Consider the following 3,531-nt stretch of genomic DNA (forward strand, 5'->3'; position numbering starts at 1 on the left):
CATAAGGCAATCCCCATGTCCCTGATCAACGAATACCGCGCCACAGAAGAAGCCATCAAAGAGCTGCAAGCCCGTTTGACCCGGACCCTCCTTGAAGCTGTGCAGTACGCGCAGCGGAACGTTGTACTTGCCGGCGAATTCGACCGCGCGGATCTGCAGCACCTTGGAACCCAGGCTGGCCATTTCCAGCATTTCTTCGAAGGTGATCTTGTCCAGGCGCTGGGCCACGGACACTACACGCGGATCGGTGGTATAGACGCCATCCACATCGGTGTAGATCTGGCATTCATCAGCCTTCAGGGCTGCCGCCAGCGCCACGCCGGTGGTGTCGGAGCCGCCACGACCCAGGGTCGTGATGTTGCCGTGCTCGTCGACACCCTGGAAACCTGCTACCACCACCACGCGACCGGCCTTCAGGTCACCGCGAATCTTCTGATCGTCGATCTGCAGGATGCGTGCTTTATTGTGCGCGCTATCGGTCAGAATCCGTACCTGGTTACCGGTGTAGGACACCGCCGGCACCCCGCGCTTGATCAGCGCCATGGCCAGCAGTGCAATCGTCACCTGCTCACCGGTGGAAACGATCACGTCCAGTTCGCGAGGAACCGGCTGACCGTCACCGCTGATTTGCTTGGCAAGGTCGATCAGACGGTTGGTTTCACCACTCATGGCCGACAGCACAACCACCAGGTCGTCACCGGCTTCGCGGAATTTTTTCACCTTGTCGGCGACCTGCTCGATTCTTTCGACGGAACCGACCGAGGTGCCTCCAAATTTCTGTACGATCAAAGCCATTTCTAAGCCGCCTCAGCCCGTAAAGGGGCGCCCATTAATCAATCAAACTGCGCAGTTCCAAAGCCCGCCACTAGACGACGGGCCCGGCCTGGAACCTTAAATACCCTGCTCGACGAACGGAACGGTCAGGGCCAGCGCGGCATCCAGCGCAGCAGCGTCGACACCACCGCCCTGCGCCATGTCCGGACGACCACCGCCCTTCCCACCCACCGCCGCAGCGGCTTGCTTCATCAAATCACCGGCTTTGAGTTGGCCAGTCAGGTCTTTGGTTACGCCCGCAACCAGTACGACCTTTTCCTCATGGACACTGCCGAGCAGGATCACTGCGCGACCGAGTTTGTTTTTCAACTGATCGACCAGCGCCAACAGCGCCTTGCCATCCTGCCCATCCAGGCGTGCCGCCAGCACTTTCGCGCCTTTGACATCCAGCGCCTGCGCCGACAGGTCGTCGCCAGCGGCACTGGCCGCCTTGGCCTGCAGCTGCTCGAGCTGCTTCTCCAGCAGGCGGTTGCGCTCCAGCACAGCCGACAGCTTGTCGATCAGGTTGTCACGGCTGCCCTTGACCAGGTTCGCCGCTTCCTTGAGTTGCTCTTCCGCAGCGCTCAGGTAGGCCAGTGCCGCGGCACCGGTCACTGCTTCGATACGGCGTACGCCCGAGGCCACGCCGCCTTCGCTGGTGATTTTCAGCAGGCCGATATCGCCGGTACGGTTGGCGTGAATACCGCCACACAGCTCGACGGAGAAGTCGCCGCCCATGCTCAGTACCCGCACGCTGTCGCCGTACTTCTCGCCGAACAGCGCCATGGCGCCCTTCTGCTTGGCGGTGTCGATATCGGTTTCTTCGGTTTCCACCGCCGTGTTCTTGCGAATCTCGGCGTTGACGATGTCTTCCAGGGCCTTGATCTGCTCTGGCTTGATCGCCTCGAAGTGGCTGAAGTCGAAACGCAGGCGCTGGCTGTCGACCAGCGAGCCCTTCTGCTGCACATGCTCGCCCAGTACCTGGCGCAGCGCGGCGTGCAGCAAGTGCGTGGCCGAGTGGTTCAACGAAGTGGCGTGACGCACCTCGGCATCGACCTGGGTCTGCACCGCAGCGCCGACGGTCAGGCTGCCGCTGTCCAGCACGCCGTGGTGCAGGAAGGCGCCGCCGGTCTTGGTGGTGTCGCGCACGTCGAAACGCGCGTTACCCGCTTGCAGGTAACCGCAGTCGCCGACCTGGCCGCCCGACTCCGCGTAGAAAGGCGTCTGGTCGAGAACGACCACGCCCTCTTCGCCTTCGCTCAGCAGGTCGACCGATTGCCCGTCCTTGTACAGAGCGACCACCTTGGCCGAACCGCTGCGGGCGTGATAACCGGTGAACTCGGTGGCCACATCGACCTTGACCAGGCTGTTGTAGTCCATGCCGAAAGAGCTGGCGGAACGGGCACGTACGCGCTGGGCTTCCATCTCGCGCTCGAAACCTTCCTCGTCGAGGGTCAGGCTGCGCTCACGGGCGATGTCTCCGGTCAGGTCCATCGGGAAACCGTAGGTGTCATACAGCTTGAACACCACGTCGCCCGGCACCACGCTGCCTTTGAGCTCGGCCAGGTCCTGCTCGAGGATCTTCAGGCCCTGCTCCAGGGTCTTGGCAAACTGCTCTTCTTCGGCTTTCAGCACGCGCTCGATATGAGCCTGCTGGGATTTCAGCTCAGGGAAGGCTTCGCCCATCTCGGCGACCAGTGCGGCGACGATCTGATAGAAGAAGCTGCCTTTGGCGCCCAGCTTGTTGCCGTGACGGCAAGCGCGGCGAATGATGCGACGCAGCACATAACCGCGACCTTCGTTGGAAGGCAGCACGCCGTCGGCGATCAGGAAACCGCAGGAACGGATGTGGTCAGCCACGACTTTCAGCGACGCCTGGGCGTCGTTGGTGCAGCCGATGGCCTTGGCTGCTGCGTTGAGCAGGCTCTGGAACAGGTCGATTTCATAGTTCGAGTGAACGTGCTGCAGGACCGCACTGATCCGCTCCAGGCCCATGCCGGTGTCCACCGACGGCGCTGGCAACGGATGCAACACGCCATCGGCGGTGCGGTTGAACTGCATGAATACGTTGTTCCAGATCTCGATGTAACGGTCGCCGTCTTCTTCCGGCGAGCCCGGTGGGCCGCCCCAGATGTCGGCGCCGTGATCGTAGAAAATCTCGGTGCAAGGACCGCACCGTCCGGTATCGCCCATGGTCCAGAAGTTGTCGGAGGCGTACGGCGCGCCTTTGTTGTCGCCGATACGCACCATACGCTCGGCAGGGACGCCGACTTCCTTGGTCCAGATGTCGTAGGCCTCATCGTCGGTGGCGTAGACGGTGACCCAGAGCTTTTCTTTCGGCAGGTTCAGCCACTTGTCGGACGTCAGGAAGGTCCAGGCAAAAGTGATGGCATCACGCTTGAAGTAGTCGCCGAAGCTGAAGTTGCCCAGCATTTCAAAGAAGGTGTGGTGACGGGCGGTGTAACCGACGTTTTCCAGGTCGTTGTGCTTACCGCCAGCGCGTACGCACTTCTGGCTGCTTACGGCGCGGGTATAGGCGCGCTTTTCCTGGCCCAGGAAGCAGTCCTTGAACTGGTTCATCCCCGCGTTGGTGAACAGCAGGGTTGGGTCGTTGCCCGGAATCAAAGAGCTGGAGGCTACACGGGTGTGGCCTTGCTCTTCGATCCCTTCGACCACCTGCCGGCGAGCCTGAACTGGCAACTGTCGATGTGGGCCGAA

The 3,531-nt window shown here is 61.7% G+C and carries 2 protein-coding genes; both read right to left on the reverse strand.

Annotated features, from left to right (window positions below; all coding sequences use genetic code 11):
* On the reverse strand, nucleotides 1-795 hold a 795-nt coding region (locus ACQKQA_RS29905; RefSeq protein ID WP_427564750.1), incomplete at its 3' end, for an aspartate kinase.
* A 96-nt stretch (nucleotides 796-891) separates the two neighbouring features.
* Entirely contained in the window at nucleotides 892-3,513 is a 2,622-nt protein-coding gene (gene alaS / locus ACQKQA_RS29910; protein WP_427564751.1) for an alanine--tRNA ligase, read from the reverse strand.
* Nucleotides 3,514-3,531 lie beyond the last annotated feature (18 nt).

It is taken from the genome of Pseudomonas sp. NPDC089530, assembly GCF_050280705.1.
GTDB lineage: Bacteria > Pseudomonadota > Gammaproteobacteria > Pseudomonadales > Pseudomonadaceae > Aquipseudomonas.